Raw genomic sequence first — 15960 nt, 5'->3', positions numbered from 1 at the left:
ATTCGGGGAAGGGACGGCCCCTTCGCGATCTGATTGTTCTTGCCGTTTTTGCGATAACCTATCTGGCGCCAATCATCGTTTCCTTCTTTCTGGAAGGGTCGGCATCTTCCAAAACATATTTCCTGATCCTGACAATAACGCTGGCGATATCCTCGATCTATATCCTTTCAAGGGGGGGCATTACGCTGGTGTTCTATTTCCAGCTCTTATCATTTGCCTTATTCGCCTACGGGATCCAGCAGATTATCGGCGCCACATTTGTATTCGGCAATCAGCTTTCGGAAATCTCGACAACCGCCTTTTTTGTCTTTTTCCTGCATATCATTTTTTGCGTTATCGGGTTTCGGATAACACGCCAGCCAATACTCCGCCCGCCCCTGAAACAAGCCCGAAAACCAAATCTGCTTTATGTCGTTGCCGGATGTGCATTGGTTGTTGTTCTGGCCTTTATTATCCTTGGGCCGGCGCCATATCTGTCATCCAGAACCGAAATCTATCTGCTTGATAACGGCGCCAATGCGGGGTCAAGCATTCTGGAATACTGGTCAAAGATTGTCTTCTTTTTTGCCGCGATTGCATCGCTTGGCACCTCTAGCAAATTCAAGGCACCCCGGCTTGCCACCTGGATCCTGATCGGGATCGCCATTGCTATTGCCAACCCCGTCAACACACCGCGCTACATCAGCATTACCGCGCTTATGGTTTTTGGCATGACCCTGCTTTTACTCAGCCCCATAAGGCGCAATATCCGGCTGGTGGTTGGTTTGCTTCCTATTTTGCTGGCCGTGGTGCAGCCCCTTACATCCCTGATGCAAAGTGGTCTGGAAAACCTGAGTTTCGCAAACGCAATGGGGTTATACAGCTCGATCGAATTTTCAAGCTTTGAAGTGTTCCTGAATACCGTTCGGATTTACGAGGGGCATTCAGGCCTGTCCAACTATTCCCTAAGTGCGATATTCATTTTTATTCCACGCTCGATCTGGCCCGGCAAAGCCGAGGGGATCGGAGTGGAAGTGGCGGAACAAAGCGGCTTTACCTTTCTCAACACCGCCCTGCCTTCGTTCGCCAACTTCTATGTCGATTACGGGTTCATCGGCATTATTTTCGGCAGTTTGATTGTCGGGGCCCTGTTGCATCGCTTTGAGCTGCCCAAAATAACCGCTTTCTCTTTCACAAACCGCCGGCAAATGTATTCCATCATCCTGTTTGCCCTGATGCCGATCTTTGCCCGTGGTGATTTTTCATCCTTGGCAATTGCCGCCTATCCGATGCTTTTCGCTTACGAGTATGTCCGGTTTCTGGCACGATTGCGTTAATTGCAACAGCTCCGTTATTCGAATTGCGCCGCCGGAATCCAGACTGTAAAACTGGCCCCTTCCCCTACCTTGTTTTGTGCCCGTATCCTGCCACCGCTGCGCGAGACCAGCTTTTGACTGATAGACAGGCCCAGTCCCGTGCCTTCGGCCTGTTTGGTTGTAAAAAACGGATCAAATACAGATCCCAGCACCTCGGGGGGCATGCCGACACCTGTGTCCGATACCTCGATCTCGACACCCTGCACATCACCTTCGTCTTTGTTGGCGGACCGCAGGGTCAATGTACCACCATCGGGCATGGCATGGATGGCGTTGACAATCAGGTTAATCAGAACCTGTTGCAATTCCGTGCGGTTCATCGCAACCGGGCGATCGGCATGCAGATCCAGCACCAGTTCGATGTTCCCCTTGCCCAGCAGATGTTGCACCAGCGGAATACTGTCATTGATCACCTCGTCCGGCACATGGTGCTCGACAATACCTGCATATTCTTCGGGACGGGCGAATTGCAACAGCTTGCTGACCAGAACATTCACACTGTGGACCTGTTCATAGATCAGGCCAAATTCGGTATCCAGCCCAGTTTCATTTCCCACCTCTTGCCGGATCACATCCAGATTTCCCTGTATTACCGCAATCGGATTGTTGATCTCATGAGCAATACCGGCGGTGATTTCGCCAATCGCAGCCAGTTTTTCGGCCACAAGCAATTGCTTGGTTGTGGCTTCCAGCCGCTGGTTTGCTTCGCTCAATTCGCGGGTGCGTTCAGCTACACGTTTGTTCAGCTCCTCGGCCCAGTCACGCAGTTTTTGGTCACGTTCCTGCAATTGCTCCAACAAGTGGTCCAGATGCCCTGCCACACGCCCTACTTCATCTTGCCCTACAGGCAATCCGGTGCGCGCGCCCATGTCCCCATCATCTACCCTGGTAATGGTGGCCACCATGCGTTCCAGCGGTTTGATAATCCCGCCGGCCCAACGCAAGAAGATCGGCACAGATAGCAAAACCAGTGCCAAAAAACCGCCGAGTATCGTTTTCAGGGTGCGCTGTTTAGCGGCCTGAAACGGTGTATCCAGAAACCCGACATACAGCATCCCGACCCGTTTACCAAAGCTGTCCACGATCGGCTCATACGCTGATATATACCAGTCATTGACCACGAACGCCCGATCCAGCCAGACTTTGCCACCATCCAGCACAGTTGATCGCACAATTGCCGAAACACGGGTGCCCAGCGCGCGGACGTTTTCAAACAGGCGCACATTGGTGCTGACGCGGACATCCTCCAGAAACAGGGTTGCGGTGCCACGGCTGCCTTCGGTCAGGCTGGCAGCGGGGTAAACCAGATCATTGATGGTGTCGATAAAGGACAGGTTGCGGTTCAGCAGCAGCCCACCAACCAACGCGGCGGGAATACCGGCCTTAACAGCCGAAGCCGTGTGGACCACCATACCACGGGTTTCAGCCCGTCTGTCCGTTGGAACTGCGGCTTCGGTCGGGACCAGTTTTATCCGTGCTTTTTGCGCCAATGCGGGCGAAATAGCGGCCAGATCATCGGCCTGAAATATATCAATTTCGGTTGCATCATGGCCTTTAATGGCCTGCACAACGACCGGCCATTTCATCGTATCCAGATTTCCTGCAAAAGGCGGTGCTGAAACAAGTTGGCCATCCTTCTTCACGAAATACAGAAAATCCAGCCCCAGATTTGCGCGTTCGGCCTCCAGATAAGTGGCAAGTTCGGTATCATCATTGCCCTGCATCACACGCGCAAATTCGGCAGAGTCGCCCAGTGCCTTAATCCGTTCTCCGCTGCGTTCCAGAATACCTTGAAAATACTGATGCGCGATGGTCAAATCGCCATTCACTTTGGCAATAAGAAGATTGTCAAACCGGTTGACCCAGTTCACCCCGACAACCCATAAAAACAGTGGCATCACCACCAGCATAGGCAACAGGGCAATCGCCAGCAGGCGGGCGCGGACCGAGCGAAACCATTTTATCCGGCTGTGCAGAGGCCTAGACATCCCACATCGCGCATTTACGGTCGATGGTTTTGCGTGACACACCCAGCCGGCGCGCGGCCTCGGCACGGTTGCCACCACAGGCATCCAGAACGGTCAGGATATGACGCCGTTCAACTGCTTGCAGGGAATCCGGCGCGGCATCGGTGTCTTCCTCGTCGCCACAGGAAAATTCCTGCGGGAATTCCCCCAGGATAAGCGAGCGTTCAATCAGGTTGCGCAATTCGCGCACATTGCCGGGCCAGTCATAGCAGGACAGTTTCAACAGCACCTGTTCGGTCAAGGGCAGCGGCGGCACCCGCAATTCATGCGACAGCTTTTTCATGAACATCGCTGCCAGTTCCGGCAAATCGCTGATGCGTTCGCGCAAGGTGGGCATACGGATATTCAGCACATTGATACGGTGATACAGATCTTCGCGAAATTTCCCCTGCTCAACAGCAGCCGGAAGATCAGCATTCGTGGCAAATATGAACCGCAGGTTCAGCGGCACTTCGCGCTGCGATCCAAAGGGGCGAATGCGCATTTCCTCGATCACCCGCAACAAGGTAGCCTGCAACGACAGCGGCATTTCTGCGATTTCATCGAAAAACAGCGTGCCACCGCTGGCATAAAGCAGCAGGCCATCCTGCCGTCCGTGTGCCTGCACGGTCTCGCCTTGAACATTTCCGAATAATTCGTTGGCAATCACTTCGGGGGAAAAAGACGCACAATTGACCGGCACAAAGGGTTTGTCGGCGCGGTCCGACATGGCGTGCAAGGTGCGGGCGGCAATTTCCTTGCCGGTGCCTGTATCGCCGGTAAACAGCACCGGCGTAGGCAGCGATGCCACCCGTTGCAGGGTTTCGCGGATGTCGGTAATTTTTTTGGAATTACCCAGCAACCGTCCCCGCCCTGCTGTGGCATCCGCCGACAATTCGTATTTCAACAGGAAGTTTTCGCGTTGCAGATGCAGCCGGTCCATGCTGCGCGCTACAGCATTCAATATCTGGTTTGAGCGAAACGGTTTGAGCACAAAATCCACCGCCCCCGCCCGCAGCGCCTGAATGGCGGTTTCCAGATCGGCAAAGGCAGTGATCAGGATAGCATCGGCAAAAAACCCGACCTGAAGCTGTTCGCGCAGCCATTCAAGGCCGGTTTTACCAGGCAGGATATTATCAAGTATAACAATATCATAGTGATTATTATCCAGCAGGCGCGAGGCTTCTTCCACATCAGCGGCCTGTTCGACCCGTTTGCAACGCGGACCAAGGATTTTCACCAGAAAATTGCGCATCCCCGGTTCATCATCCACCACAAGGATCGAGCACAGCTCAAGCCCCGCGCCAAATTCGGGTGACATATCTGATGCGGATTTTTCAGGTTTGTTCATTGATGCCCCGGCGAACAGATTACATAGTTCAACCTGCCTAACCTGCGCTATTGTTCACCAACTTTCAACCTTCGGCTTGCTCTATATCCTTCAAGGTTTCGGCAACCAGTTCACCCAGTCCCAACACTTCAAGGTTATACATCTCGCGTTCTTCCAGACCTTCTTCGAACACTGTGCGACAGTTGGCGCAAGGCACAACCACAGCTTCCAGTCCGTCAATCGCATTCAGTTGGTCCGCCTTGCACCCGAAGGCGGCGTTCTGCAATTCAGCGGCACGCGGGTTGGCCGAAACACCACCGCCACCACCACAACACAAGTTACCAAGGCCGGCATATTCCATTTCGACAAAATCGGAGCAGGAATCATCCAGTAGCGAGCGCGGTTCTTTCAACAGCCCGCCACGCCGGATAATCTGACAGGGGTCATGCAGCGTCATCTTGCGCCCGTCCTTGACCCCTGCCGGTATTTTGCCGTCACGGCGCAACTGGTCCAGCAGTTCAATAATATGCACCACCTCGAATTTAAACGGGCGGCCAACCATATTCGGACCCGCCCAGCGGATCGCGCCATAGGCGTGGCCACATTCCGGGCTGATCACATACTTCACACCCAGCTCTTCGGCAGCATCCACAACACGGGTAACGATTTCTTTGGCCAAGGGGCCTGATCCGATTTGAACGCCGACATTGGTTGCCTCGTAGGCTTTGGAAGAAATGGTCCAGCTTACCCCGGCTTTTTTGAAAATTCTGGCATAGGCCCCGATGATTTCAGGATAGCCCATGATCTCCATCGACGACAGGATCGCCATATAATCGGCCCCCTGTTTGTCGACTTCGATCTTGATGCCGGTTTCTTTTTCCTGATGTTTGACCTGCGCCAGCAGGGCTTTGGGGGTCACGCCCATCGGGCTGCCGGTTTTCTCGACAAAATCGACAGATCGCTTCAACCCGTCCGGCACGATATCCGCTGCCGCATAGCCTTCGCGCATCTTGCGAATGGTGCCGGCGATGTCGATGCCCATCGGGCAAACCATCGTGCAACGCCCACACATGGTGCAGCTGTCATAAACCAGCGTTTCCCATTCGCGCAACTCGCCCTCGGTTACGGCGGGGGGCAACAGGCCGAACATCTTGCGGATGCTGTGCAATGGCGCCATTTCCCGCTTGTAGGTCTTGACCATCGGGAACAGTTTATAGGTGGGCGTATATTTTGGATCCTTGGTGGCCATGTAGAAATGGCACGCCTCGGCACATTCGCCGCAATGCACGCAAGCCTCGAAAAACGAGGCGACCTCGCCATCGGTAAATTGCAGAAACTTATCAACCGCGATTTGGGCTTTGTTATCACTGCTCATGGGTTCATCCCCTTACGGCCATAGGTCGCGCCGGTGTGGCCGCGCGACAGGAAAAAGGTGAAGGCGTGCATCAACCGGCTGAACGGAAAGTAGATCAGCCAAATATCGACGAACAACATATGAATGCCCCGCAGCACATCGTGGCTTTGTTGCAGCGCCAAGCAGCCGGTCAGCATGACAAGGAAGGTCAGCCATGTGCCGATATGGTCATCCCAATCGGATATCAACCGCATCACAGGGTCCGAAAACCGGCGCACCCACAGAACGATAAGGCCGGCAAAGGCAATTTCCGAAGCAAGGATAAAGCCCCAGCGTGGTAGTGGCGTCCACGAAATGCCCAGATACTGTTTGATAAAATCAATGTGGAACGCACCGAAAAAGAACAGCACGAACAAGCCAAGATGAAAAGCATAACCCGCCACGAAGTGAATCCAAGTGCGCCGTGCGAACATGCCGCGTGGCACGAAATGGCGCAGGTTACCTTTGATGAAACCGGCTGTCGCCGAACCCTTGGGCGGTGAAATATCAGGTTTACGCCCCATACGGATCAGACCGAATAAGCGCCATGCGGCAGCCAACACAAAAATAACGGCGGCGACATAGAACAACGGGCCTTCTACGAAACCAACAAACCCCATGCTTTCACCCCCTGTACATTAAAGAGCCGCGTCCGCCTTTATATTACGTCCAGCCTTCGTATCAGTCTATCATTTGGCGCTCGATCATCTGCACCATATCTTCGATTTTCTTATCCCATTTGAAATGTTCGGAACTCTTGTCAAAGGTCATGTGGCAAAAGGCACATGACATAACGACACCTTCTGCCCCGGTTTTTTCCACCTGATCCATTTTGATCTTGAACGATTCCAGCTGCAACTTGCGGGCGCTTTCGATCACAACCACGCCACCACCGCCGCCGCAGCACCAGTTGGTTACACCACCCGGCTTCATTTCGCGGTAATCGGTTACAAGGTCTCGCATCATTTCGCGTGGTTCTTCAAACACACCACCGCGTCGGCCCAATTTACACGGGTCGTGATAAGTAAGTGCCCGACTCTCGGGTTTGAGCTTAAGTCGTCCCTCTTTGTGCATACGTGCCAGAAATTCGACGATATGCAGCACTTCAAATGGCAATTCTCGGCCCAATAGGTTGGGCGCCTCCCAGCGGATCGAACCATAGCCATGGCCGCATTCCGGAGCCAGAACAGTTTTTGCCCCCATATCTTCTGCCGCTTCGGTAATTCGTTCCACCATTGTCCGGGCTATGCTCTCTTCGCCAGAAAATAGGCCCAGATTGCTCGCCTCGTAGCCTTTCGACGAGAAGCTCCAATCTATTCCAAGGCGGTCAAGAATCTTGGCCATTGCCGCCAGAGTTGGTTGATAGGCTTCATAATCTAGTGAAGAGTCGAGCAACAAAACTTCGGTAGTGTCGCGAGTTTGGTGGAAATTCGAGGACGGCGTAATCTCCGGGTGCATCGAAGCCACCCAACCGGCGGCTGGAACCGCCAAGGAGATCACGCCATGACAAAGAATACAGCAACATCGACATCCGCGCTACTGGCCAATGAAGCAGGCTATGACCCGATTGAAGACCGGCTGCGCCAGAACATCCGCGCGACGATCGAGGCGGTTTTCGAAGAGGAGCTGGAGCAGTTTCTGGGCCGTTGCCGGTATGGCCGCAGCGGCGGGGCAAAGGCCGGATACCGCCACGGGCATCGCGAGCGGCAACTGGTCGGAACATTTGGAACCGAAACGGTGCGCGTGCCGCGTGCGCGGATCACAGGCGAGGCCGGCAAGGCCAGAGAATGGCGCTCGAAGGCATTGCCCCGCTACCAGCGGCTGACGAAGAAGGCCGAGGCGCTGATCGCTGCTGTCTACCTTTCGGGCACCAACACACGGCGGGTAAAACGCGCCCTGTTCGGCCTGTTTCAGGGGGCGGTCAGCAAGGATGTGGTGAGCCGCGCCTGGCGCAAGGTGAAGGTGGACTGGCAGGCGTGGTGCGCCCGCAGCCTTGCGGATGAAGACATCGTGCGGCTGATCCTGGACGGCACCGTGATCAAAACGCGGATTGACAGGAAGGCCACCAATATCTCGGTTCTGGCCGCGATTGGCGTGCGCCGGGATGGGCAGAAGGTCTTGTTATCACTGATGAACATGGGCGGCGAAAGCACCTCCGCCTGGCGTCAGTTCATCAACGATCTGGATGCGCGCGGGTTGAAACGGCCCGAATTTGTCATCGTGGACGGGGCACCGGGACTTGAGGTCGCTCTCATTGCCCTCTGGGGTGAAGATCTGCCGATCCAGAGGTGCACGGTGCACAAGCACCGCAACCTTCTGGCCAAGGCACCCAAGCGTATGCATGATGAGTTGACAGAAGATTACCGCGACATGATCTACGCCAAAACACCCGAGGAAATCGCCACCCGCCGCAAGGCATTTCTGCGAAAATGGCGGCTGAAATGCAAGGCCGTCGCTGACAGCTTGGAAGAAGCAGGAGATAAGCTTTTCACCTTCACGCGTCTGCCACAAGGCCAGTGGAAATCGGCCAGAACGACAAATGCGATCGAACGCCTGAACGAGGAATTCCGCCGCCGCATCAAGACCCAGACCGTGCTGCCATGCGCCGAGACCGTGCCGATGCTGCTTTGGGCTCTGATGGCCTCGGGGCAGATCGTCATGCGAAAGGTCGATGGCTGGGAAACGCTCGCTCAGCCCGTCGCCGACGCAACCCTTGACCAAGCCGCCTGACCGGCGCATAACTCAACCCGCTCGGAGGTGCCTGAAATCAATTTCCACCACTTTCGAGACACAACCGAAAACTTCAGCGTGGGGTTTGTCGAGGTGCATCTTGACATCATATTTTTTCTCAACGTCATCGAGGATTTTCCGCAATTTTTTTGCAGTGACACCAATCGGGCTACCGGTATCGCGCGCAGCGTGGGCCATTTTTAAGACCTCTGCATGAGGCCATGGCTTTCGGTTGAAGCAAGATTTCGGCCGCCCACCTTGCGCCCCTGCGGGTCCGGCGGACAGACGGGTGGCGGGGTTTGGGGCTATGCGATTGCGGGGGTTTGCGGGTTGAGGGTGATCCTGTTTGCGGCCTTGAGCAGGTTTTGCGCGATGGCGGCCATGACCATCTGGGCATGCACCCTGGCGCGCCCGAAATATCTCGCCCGCTGCAGGCCGAAGAGGCGTTTCATCGTGCCGAAAGTCTGCTCGATGCGGAAGCGGCGTTTCGAAATCAGCCGGTTGAAGCGTTTCTCCGATTGCCGCAGGGGGCGGCCGCGCGCTGCCTTGCGCAGGATGCCGTCGCGGTATTTGCCGCGCAGCATCTGGCGGTTGGCCTTGCTCGCATAGGCCTTGTCGGCCAGCACCCGCTGCGCCTTTGCGCCCGCGATCATGGTGGCGAATTCGGGGCTTTCGGCGGCATTGGCGGGCGTGGTGTGCACCTTGTCGATAAAGCCCTCTTCGTCGCAGCGGGCAAAGCCCTTGTAGCCGAGCGTGCTCTTGCGGCCCTTCTTGACCCAGCGGGCATCAGGGTCGGCGCTGAAATGCAGCTGTGCCCCGTCGGGTGAGACCTCGGGCGGATCATCCGGCGTCCCTTCCCTTGCCCCGTCCTCTGCCCGGTCCTGCGGGGCGTCGATATGGGTGCGCGGGCGCGCCGCCGCCGCGATCAGGGTCGCATCAATGATCGCCGCCTCAGCCTCTTTCAGCTTCAGCCCATGCGCCTCGATCTGGCGGCAGACCTCGGCCAGCAGCTCATCGTAAACGCCACCCCGGACCAGCGCATTGCGGAACCGGCAGTGGGTCGTCTCATCCGGCACCGACGCGTGCAGATCGAGCCCGCAGAACAGCATGAAATCCAGCCGCACCTTCAAGGCCCGCTCCAGCTTCGGGTCGCTCAGCCCGTGCCACTGGCCAACCAGAAGACACTTGAACAGAACCAGCGGATCATAGCCCTGAGGCCCGATCCCCGAGCGCCCCAGACCGCGCCGCAGGATCGGCAAAAACGAGTTCCAATCCATCAGCGCGTCGATCTTCGACAGAACGTCATCCGCGCCGATCCGTGCCGCCGCTTCGTGCAGGAAAAGGTCCATCTATTCACCCCAGAGATTTCCCGGCTAGCTTACCAAAACGGCCAACCCGGGGGAATCCCGATGTTATGCAGAGGTCTTTTTTTGTGATTTCCGGTGGCACAAGGCCCACCTCTGACATGCCCTCGCGCATCACCCAAACCAGCGAGGCAATGTCGATTCCCATCGGACAGGCAAGTGTGCATCGGCCGCACATAGAGCAAGAATCATAAATCAGATCCTGCCAATCCGATAATTCTTCTTCGGTGACTTTCTTTGGCGCCCGCCCAATCATACGCCAAAGAGGCGACAATGGATCCTTGCTTGCCTGATAGGCCTGCTGGAGGGGCTGGAATTTCATCACCGGCGCATGTCTGGGGTCACCCGTCGCCTCGTGGTATTGGCAGGCCTGCGCACAAAGCCCGCAGCGAACACAAGCATCCAGATAGCTTGCGACCTTGGCACCTGTTTTTTCAACAAATTTATCAATGGCTTTTTGAACGGTCATAGCTTAGCCCCCCGCCGGCCATAAGTGGCACCGGTCTGTGCCCGCGAAAAGAAGAAGGTAAAGGTGTGAATCAGGCGACTAAACGGGAAATAGATAAGCCAGATATCAACAAAAACCATATGAGTAGCCCGCAGTGCAACGTGCGATTCCTGCAGTGCCAAACAGCCAGTCAACATTACCAGAAAGGTCAGGATGGTGGCGGCATAGTCTCCGGATGTGGATATCAGTTTCTGAACCGGATCAACAAACCGGCGGACCCAAAGCAAGATAAGCCCAGCAAAGGCCACCTCGGCAGTGAGTACAAAAGCCCAACGCGGCATTACAGGCCAGCCAAAACCGAGAATACGCTCCTGAAGAAACGCGACATGCGGTGCGGCAAGTAGAAGAAGCACGAATAACCCGATGTGAAAAGCATAACCGGTAACAAAATGGAATGAGCTGCCTCGCCAGAAGGTACGACGTGGCACGAAATGACGCAGGACTGTAAAGATCGCCCCGCCAATCGCAGAGCCATTGGGGCGGGCAAGGTCGCGCTCTCCGCCCAACCTCAAAATACCAATCAGGCGGTAAACCACCCCCACTACAAAGATAGCAGCGGCAACATAAAACAACGGACCTTCGACGAATTGCAGGAACGTCATGATGTGCCCTCCTCTTCTGTCGCGGATTTTCCTGTTACCTCTTCGTACCACAGATCATGGTGTTCTTTGGCCCAGTTTTCATCCACTTCACCTTTCAGCATGGAATCGATGGACCCTTCCATCCCGGCAGTGCCGACATAGATATGGCCAAACAGGACCGAGATTAGCACGATTGCCCCGCCCGCATGCAGGATGGTCGACAGTTGCAACCAGCGCAGATCATCCACCAGCCACGGGAACAGCAGCAGAATGCCGGTTGCACTCATCACGATACCGACAAGGATCACTATCCAGAACCATGTTTTTTCGCCGAAATTGAACTGCGAGGAACTGACGTGGCCGCCAAAAAAACCGCCCAGTTTAAAAATCCATTTCAGATCCACCCACTGGAAAAAATTGCCACGCACGAATTTGATAAACATCCATACCAAAGCAACAATAAACAGCGGACCAAACAGGTTGTGCCCCTGCATGGACGCACTGGTCAGAACCGAGTTTACCTCTTTGCCCAGATAGGGTGCAATCAGTGGACGCCCTAACAGGATGATCAAACCGGTTACGCCCAGTATGATAAACACGGATGCCATGAACCAATGCGATACCCGCTGGTTAATATTAAAACGCGGCAGGGTTTTACCGGAAAACCCGCCTTTGATACGCATTTTGCCTTTGATCAGATGGTATAGCAGCAATAAGGCGATGACGCCCAGCGGGAACCATCCGGCATATTTGCGGATATAGTTTTCACGCAGTTCACGCCAATGCTGACCTGTTGTGGTTAGCACAGCCCCTTCGGGGCGGGCCTCCAACATCTGCTTTATGTCATTTGGATCACCGCCGCGAAAATTGCGCCAGAAATCGGATTGGGAATCATCACCCAATGCGTTTGAGGGACCGTCTTCTATCCCGTCGTCCAGATTTACTGCGTTCCCGGGCGCACGAACACTTTGTGCGTGTATATCGGTCGCACCAAACAGCATCAACAGCACCAGCAACAGGGCAAACCCTGCGCTAAACTTGCCAAACGATGTGCGGGCGGATGTTAGTAGCATATTTTGCAAAGCAATTGACCTTTCTGACAAGGCGACACACGCGAAACCTTCGCGATATGGGCTGTGGCGCGCAATAGATCCTGCGCGCCACGTTGTTTTCAGATCAAAGGATCAGCCGCCCTTTTGGCCATAGGCAGTGCCCCAGCCCCAGGCGCCGGACCCAAAGCCGCGTGCCACGACCCGTTCGCGGTAGATGCCGGACACAACGTCCCCGTCACCTGCCAGAAGGGCCTTGGTTGCGCACATTTCAGCGCAGATCGGCAGCTTGCCTTCCGCAATACGGTTGCGACCGTATTTCTGGAATTCGGCCTGACTGTTGTCCTCTTCCGGGCCACCAGCGCAGAAGGTGCATTTGTCCATCTTGCCGCGCGAACCATAATTGCCGGCCTGCGGATATTGCGGCGCGCCAAACGGGCAGGCAAAGAAGCAATAGCCACAACCGATGCACAGATCTTTGTTGTGCAGCACAATGCCGTCGGCTGTCTGGTAAAAACAGTCGGTCGGGCATACGGCCATACAGGGCGCATCCGAACAATGCATACACGCCATCGAGATCGAGCGTTCACCCGGCGTGCCATCATTGATGGTTACAACCCGGCGACGGTTGATGCCCCAAGGCACCTCGTGCTCGTTTTTACAGGCGGTTACGCAGCCGTTGCATTCAATGCAGCGTTCCGCGTCACAGAGAAATTTAACTCGTGCCATTTCTCAATTCTCCTTTACGCTACAGTGATTTTGCAAAGGGACGCCTTGGTCTCTTGCATTTGGGTGACAGAATCGTAGCCATAGGTCATGGCCGTATTGGCGCTTTCGCCCAATACATAAGGGTCGGCCCCTTCGGGGTATTTGTCCCGAAGATCCTTGCCTTCGAACTGGCCACCAAAGTGGAACGGCATGAAGGCCACGCCTTCGCCGACCCGTTCGGTCACCATTGCGGCCACTTTGACCTTGGCGCCCTCGGCCCCTTCGACCCAGACCTGTTGACCATCACGAATGCCCAGATTGTTGGCATCGCGCCGGTTCACTTCAACAAACATTTCCTGCTGAAGTTCGGCCAGCCAAGGGTTGGAACGGCTTTCGTCGCCGCCGCCCTCGTATTCGACCAACCGGCCCGTGGTCAGGATCAGCGGATAGTCCTTGCTGAAGTCCTGCTTCTGGATCGATTCATACAGTGTTGGCAGACGATAGGCTTGTTTATCCGCATAGGTCGGATAATCCGCCACCAGATCACGCCGCGATGTATAAAGCGGCTCGCGGTGGATCGGCACAGGGTCAGGGAAGGTCCAGACCACGGCACGCGCCTTGGCGTTACCGAACGGCGCACATTCATGCGCGATCGCCACCCGCTGGATACCGCCTGACAGGTCGGTTTTCCAGTTGGTTTTCGGACCGGCCACAGCGTCGATAGCGGCGCGTTCGTCATCCGTCAGGTCTTTGTCCCAACCCAGATCCATCAGCATCTGCATGGTGAACTCAGGGTAACCGTCCTGAATTTCCGACCCTTGCGAATAGACGCCTTCGGCCAGCAGGTTCACCCCGTCACGTTCCACACCGAAACGGGCGCGGAAGGTCAGGCCACCTTTGGAGACAGGTTTGGACATGTCATAAAGGTTTGGCGTGCCCGGGTGACCCATTTCAGGGGTGCCCCAACATGGCCACGGCAGACCGTAGTATTCACCGTCGTTCGGGCCACCGATGGCCTGAAGTGTGGTGCGGTCGAACGTATGCTGGTTGGCCATATGGCTTTTGATCCGCTCGGGCGAACAGCCGGTATAACCGATGGTCCATGTGCCGCTGTTGATTTCGCGGGTGATGTCCTCGATATTCGGCTCGTCCTCGGCCTCCATCGAAATATTGCGGAAGAACCTGTCGGCCCAACCGAATTTCTTGGCAAATTTGGCCATGATGATGTGATCCGGCAGTGATTCAAACACTGGATCAACCACCTTGTCGCGCCATTGGAACGACCGGTTGGATGCGGTGACCGAGCCGCGCGTTTCGAACTGGGTCGAAGCGGGCAACAGGTAAACACCATCGGTGCGGTCATGAAGCACGGCGGAAACCGTTGGATAGGGGTCAACAACGACCAGCATATCCAGTTTTTCCATCGCGGTTTTCATTTCCTTGCCACGGGTTTGGCTGTTGGGCGCATGGCCCCACAGGATCATACCGCGCACATTGTTTGGCTGGTCGATGTTGTCCTTGTCTTCCAGAACACCGTCAATCCAGCGGCTGACCGGAATACCCTTCAGGTTCATCAGGGATTTATCCTTGCCGTCAGCGCCTTTGATGCTGTCGAAACGGGACTTCATCCAGTCAAGGTCTTCACCCCAAACGCGCGACCAGTGTGCCCATGCGCCTGCGGACAGGCCATAGTAACCGGGCAGAGTGTGGGACAACACGCACATATCCGTTGCGCCCTGAACGTTATCGTGGCCACGGAAAATGTTGGTGCCGCCACCGCTGGTGCCCATGTTGCCAAGGGCCAGTTGCAGGATGCAATAGGCGCGGGTGTTGTTGTTGCCGTTGGTGTGCTGGGTGCCACCCATGCACCAGATCAGTGTGCCGGGGCGGTTGTTGGCCAGCGTGCGGGCGACCCGTTCCATCTGTGATCCGGGAACGCCTGTAACGCGTTCAACTTCGTCCGGCGTCCAGTTGTTGACCTCTTTGCGGATTTCGTCCATGCCATAAACGCGGGTGCGGATGAACTCCTTGTCTTCCCAGTTGTTTTCAAAGATATGCCACAGGATACCCCAGACCAGCGCAACGTCCGAACCCGGGCGGATGCGGACATATTCGTCGGCATGCGCGGCGGTGCGGGTAAAACGCGGATCGCAAACGATCAATGGTGCATTGTTCTGCTCTTTGGCTTTCATAAGGTGCAACAAAGAAACCGGATGCGCCTCGGCAGGGTTCCCACCGATCACAAGGATCGCCTTGGAGTTATGAATGTCGTTGTAGCTGTTGGTCATGGCGCCGTAGCCCCATGTGTTGGCCACACCGGCAACCGTTGTCGAATGACAGATACGTGCCTGATGGTCCACGTTGTTTGTGCCCCAATAGGCGGCAAACTTGCGGAACAGGTAGGCCTGTTCGTTGGAATGTTTCGCCGATCCCAGCCAATAAACTGAATCAGGCCCGCTTTCCTCGCGGATTTTCATCAAGCCGTCGCCGATCTCGTTGATCGCCTGTTCCCAGCTGATGCGCTTCCATTCACCACCCTCTTTTTTCATCGGGTACTTCAGGCGGCGTTCGCCGTGGGCATGTTCGCGAACCGCAGCCCCTTTGGCGCAATGTGCGCCCAGATTGAACGGGCTGTCCCAGCCGGGTTCCTGCCCGACCCAGACACCGTTATCGACTTCGGCAATCACGGTGCAGCCGACCGAACAGTGGGTGCAAACGGTTTTAACTGTTTCAATGGCACCATCCATCGCCTCTTGGGCGGATGCCTGTGTGACCGTGCCACCTGTCGCGCCAATCGCTGCAAGGCCGCCAATGGCAAGCCCCGAGCCACGCAAGAACGTGCGCCGGTCTACCGATTTCTCGGCAATGTTGGATAGGAGGCTGGACCCTTGGGAGCGTCTCGCAATCCCGTTGGTTTTTTTCCTAAGCATGTGTTT

14 protein-coding genes are annotated in these 15960 nt (G+C 55.7%); 2 read left to right on the top strand and 12 right to left on the bottom strand.

Annotated features, from left to right (window positions below; all coding sequences use genetic code 11):
- The first annotated feature begins 188 nt into the window (after positions 1–188).
- Positions 189–1316, top strand: coding sequence for a hypothetical protein (locus ACQY4M_RS02945; RefSeq protein ID WP_428540603.1), 1128 nt, complete (start codon positions 189–191; stop codon positions 1314–1316).
- A 14-nt stretch (positions 1317–1330) separates the two neighbouring features.
- Here the strand turns inward: ACQY4M_RS02945 and ACQY4M_RS02940 are convergent, their stop codons facing one another.
- The 5 genes from ACQY4M_RS02940 to ACQY4M_RS02920 form a co-directional block, all read right to left on the bottom strand.
- Entirely contained in the window at positions 1331–3343 is a 2013-nt protein-coding gene (locus ACQY4M_RS02940) for a sensor histidine kinase (RefSeq protein WP_428540600.1), read from the bottom strand.
- Positions 3336–4712: a sigma-54-dependent transcriptional regulator gene (locus ACQY4M_RS02935; RefSeq protein ID WP_428540597.1), complete on the bottom strand. Its 1377-nt coding sequence runs from the start codon at positions 4710–4712 to the stop codon at positions 3336–3338. Before ACQY4M_RS02935 ends, ACQY4M_RS02940 begins: the two co-directional genes overlap by 8 nt.
- A 64-nt stretch (positions 4713–4776) precedes the next feature.
- Positions 4777–6066 (bottom strand): (Fe-S)-binding protein, encoded by a 1290-nt coding sequence (locus ACQY4M_RS02930; protein ID WP_428540594.1) that lies wholly within the window; start codon positions 6064–6066, stop codon positions 4777–4779.
- Positions 6063–6704, bottom strand: coding sequence for a hypothetical protein (locus ACQY4M_RS02925; protein ID WP_428540591.1), 642 nt, complete (start codon positions 6702–6704; stop codon positions 6063–6065). Before ACQY4M_RS02925 ends, ACQY4M_RS02930 begins: the two co-directional genes overlap by 4 nt.
- Positions 6705–6765: 61 nt before the next feature.
- Entirely contained in the window at positions 6766–7542 is a 777-nt protein-coding gene (locus ACQY4M_RS02920) for a (Fe-S)-binding protein (protein ID WP_428540588.1), read from the bottom strand.
- A 45-nt stretch (positions 7543–7587) separates the two neighbouring features.
- On the opposite strand from ACQY4M_RS02920, the gene ACQY4M_RS02915 reads away from it, so the two are divergent.
- Complete coding sequence (locus tag ACQY4M_RS02915; protein ID WP_428539582.1) at positions 7588–8814, top strand: IS256 family transposase; 1227 nt, start codon at positions 7588–7590, stop codon at positions 8812–8814.
- Between the two features lie 12 nt (positions 8815–8826).
- Here ACQY4M_RS02915 and ACQY4M_RS02910 read toward each other — a convergent pair whose 3' ends face one another.
- The 7 genes from ACQY4M_RS02910 to ACQY4M_RS02880 all read right to left on the bottom strand — a co-directional run bounded on the left by ACQY4M_RS02910 (position 8827) and on the right by ACQY4M_RS02880 (position 15954).
- Complete coding sequence (locus ACQY4M_RS02910) at positions 8827–9012, bottom strand: hypothetical protein (RefSeq protein ID WP_428540585.1); 186 nt, start codon at positions 9010–9012, stop codon at positions 8827–8829.
- A gap of 107 nt (positions 9013–9119) precedes the next feature.
- Positions 9120–10163 carry an IS5 family transposase gene (locus ACQY4M_RS02905; protein ID WP_428539221.1) on the bottom strand — a complete coding sequence of 348 codons (1044 nt, stop codon included), beginning with the start codon at positions 10161–10163 and terminating at the stop codon, positions 9120–9122.
- A gap of 4 nt (positions 10164–10167) precedes the next feature.
- Positions 10168–10647: a 4Fe-4S dicluster domain-containing protein gene (locus ACQY4M_RS02900; RefSeq protein WP_428540582.1), complete on the bottom strand. Its 480-nt coding sequence runs from the start codon at positions 10645–10647 to the stop codon at positions 10168–10170.
- On the bottom strand, positions 10644–11288 hold the full coding sequence (locus ACQY4M_RS02895; RefSeq protein WP_428540579.1) for a hypothetical protein: 645 nt from the start codon (positions 11286–11288) through the stop codon (positions 10644–10646). The genes ACQY4M_RS02900 and ACQY4M_RS02895 overlap by 4 nt, the downstream gene beginning before the upstream one ends.
- Entirely contained in the window at positions 11285–12340 is a 1056-nt protein-coding gene (locus ACQY4M_RS02890) for a formate dehydrogenase subunit gamma (RefSeq protein WP_428541105.1), read from the bottom strand. Before ACQY4M_RS02890 ends, ACQY4M_RS02895 begins: the two co-directional genes overlap by 4 nt.
- A gap of 111 nt (positions 12341–12451) precedes the next feature.
- Positions 12452–13045: a formate dehydrogenase FDH3 subunit beta gene (gene fdh3B, locus ACQY4M_RS02885; protein WP_428540576.1), complete on the bottom strand. Its 594-nt coding sequence runs from the start codon at positions 13043–13045 to the stop codon at positions 12452–12454.
- A gap of 14 nt (positions 13046–13059) precedes the next feature.
- Positions 13060–15954 carry a formate dehydrogenase subunit alpha gene (locus ACQY4M_RS02880; RefSeq protein ID WP_428540573.1) on the bottom strand — a complete coding sequence of 965 codons (2895 nt, stop codon included), beginning with the start codon at positions 15952–15954 and terminating at the stop codon, positions 13060–13062.
- Positions 15955–15960: the final 6 nt, after the last annotated feature.

The organism is Profundibacter sp., from assembly GCF_965277155.1.
In the GTDB taxonomy this organism is placed as follows: Bacteria; Pseudomonadota; Alphaproteobacteria; order Rhodobacterales; family Rhodobacteraceae; genus Profundibacter.
This window is presented reverse-complemented; position numbering and strand designations above follow the sequence as displayed.

Excerpts from the sequence above, each read along its gene's own strand:
- ACQY4M_RS02935 (WP_428540597.1), bottom strand. The coding sequence starts at position 4,712 with ATGAACAAACCTGAAAAATCCGCATCAGATATGTCACCCGAATTTGGC.
- ACQY4M_RS02895 (WP_428540579.1), bottom strand. The coding sequence starts at position 11,288 with ATGACGTTCCTGCAATTCGTCGAAGGTCCGTTGTTTTATGTTGCCGCT.
- ACQY4M_RS02925 (WP_428540591.1), bottom strand. The coding sequence starts at position 6,704 with ATGGGGTTTGTTGGTTTCGTAGAAGGCCCGTTGTTCTATGTCGCCGCC.
- fdh3B (WP_428540576.1), bottom strand. The coding sequence starts at position 13,045 with ATGGCACGAGTTAAATTTCTCTGTGACGCGGAACGCTGCATTGAATGC.
- ACQY4M_RS02890 (WP_428541105.1), bottom strand. The coding sequence starts at position 12,340 with ATGCTACTAACATCCGCCCGCACATCGTTTGGCAAGTTTAGCGCAGGG.
- ACQY4M_RS02940 (WP_428540600.1), bottom strand. The coding sequence starts at position 3,343 with ATGTCTAGGCCTCTGCACAGCCGGATAAAATGGTTTCGCTCGGTCCGC.
- ACQY4M_RS02920 (WP_428540588.1), bottom strand. The coding sequence starts at position 7,542 with ATGCACCCGGAGATTACGCCGTCCTCGAATTTCCACCAAACTCGCGAC.
- ACQY4M_RS02910 (WP_428540585.1), bottom strand. The coding sequence starts at position 9,012 with ATGGCCCACGCTGCGCGCGATACCGGTAGCCCGATTGGTGTCACTGCA.
- ACQY4M_RS02880 (WP_428540573.1), bottom strand. The coding sequence starts at position 15,954 with ATGCTTAGGAAAAAAACCAACGGGATTGCGAGACGCTCCCAAGGGTCC.
- ACQY4M_RS02915 (WP_428539582.1), top strand. The coding sequence starts at position 7,588 with ATGACAAAGAATACAGCAACATCGACATCCGCGCTACTGGCCAATGAA.
- ACQY4M_RS02930 (WP_428540594.1), bottom strand. The coding sequence starts at position 6,066 with ATGAGCAGTGATAACAAAGCCCAAATCGCGGTTGATAAGTTTCTGCAA.
- ACQY4M_RS02900 (WP_428540582.1), bottom strand. The coding sequence starts at position 10,647 with ATGACCGTTCAAAAAGCCATTGATAAATTTGTTGAAAAAACAGGTGCC.
- ACQY4M_RS02905 (WP_428539221.1), bottom strand. The coding sequence starts at position 10,163 with ATGGACCTTTTCCTGCACGAAGCGGCGGCACGGATCGGCGCGGATGAC.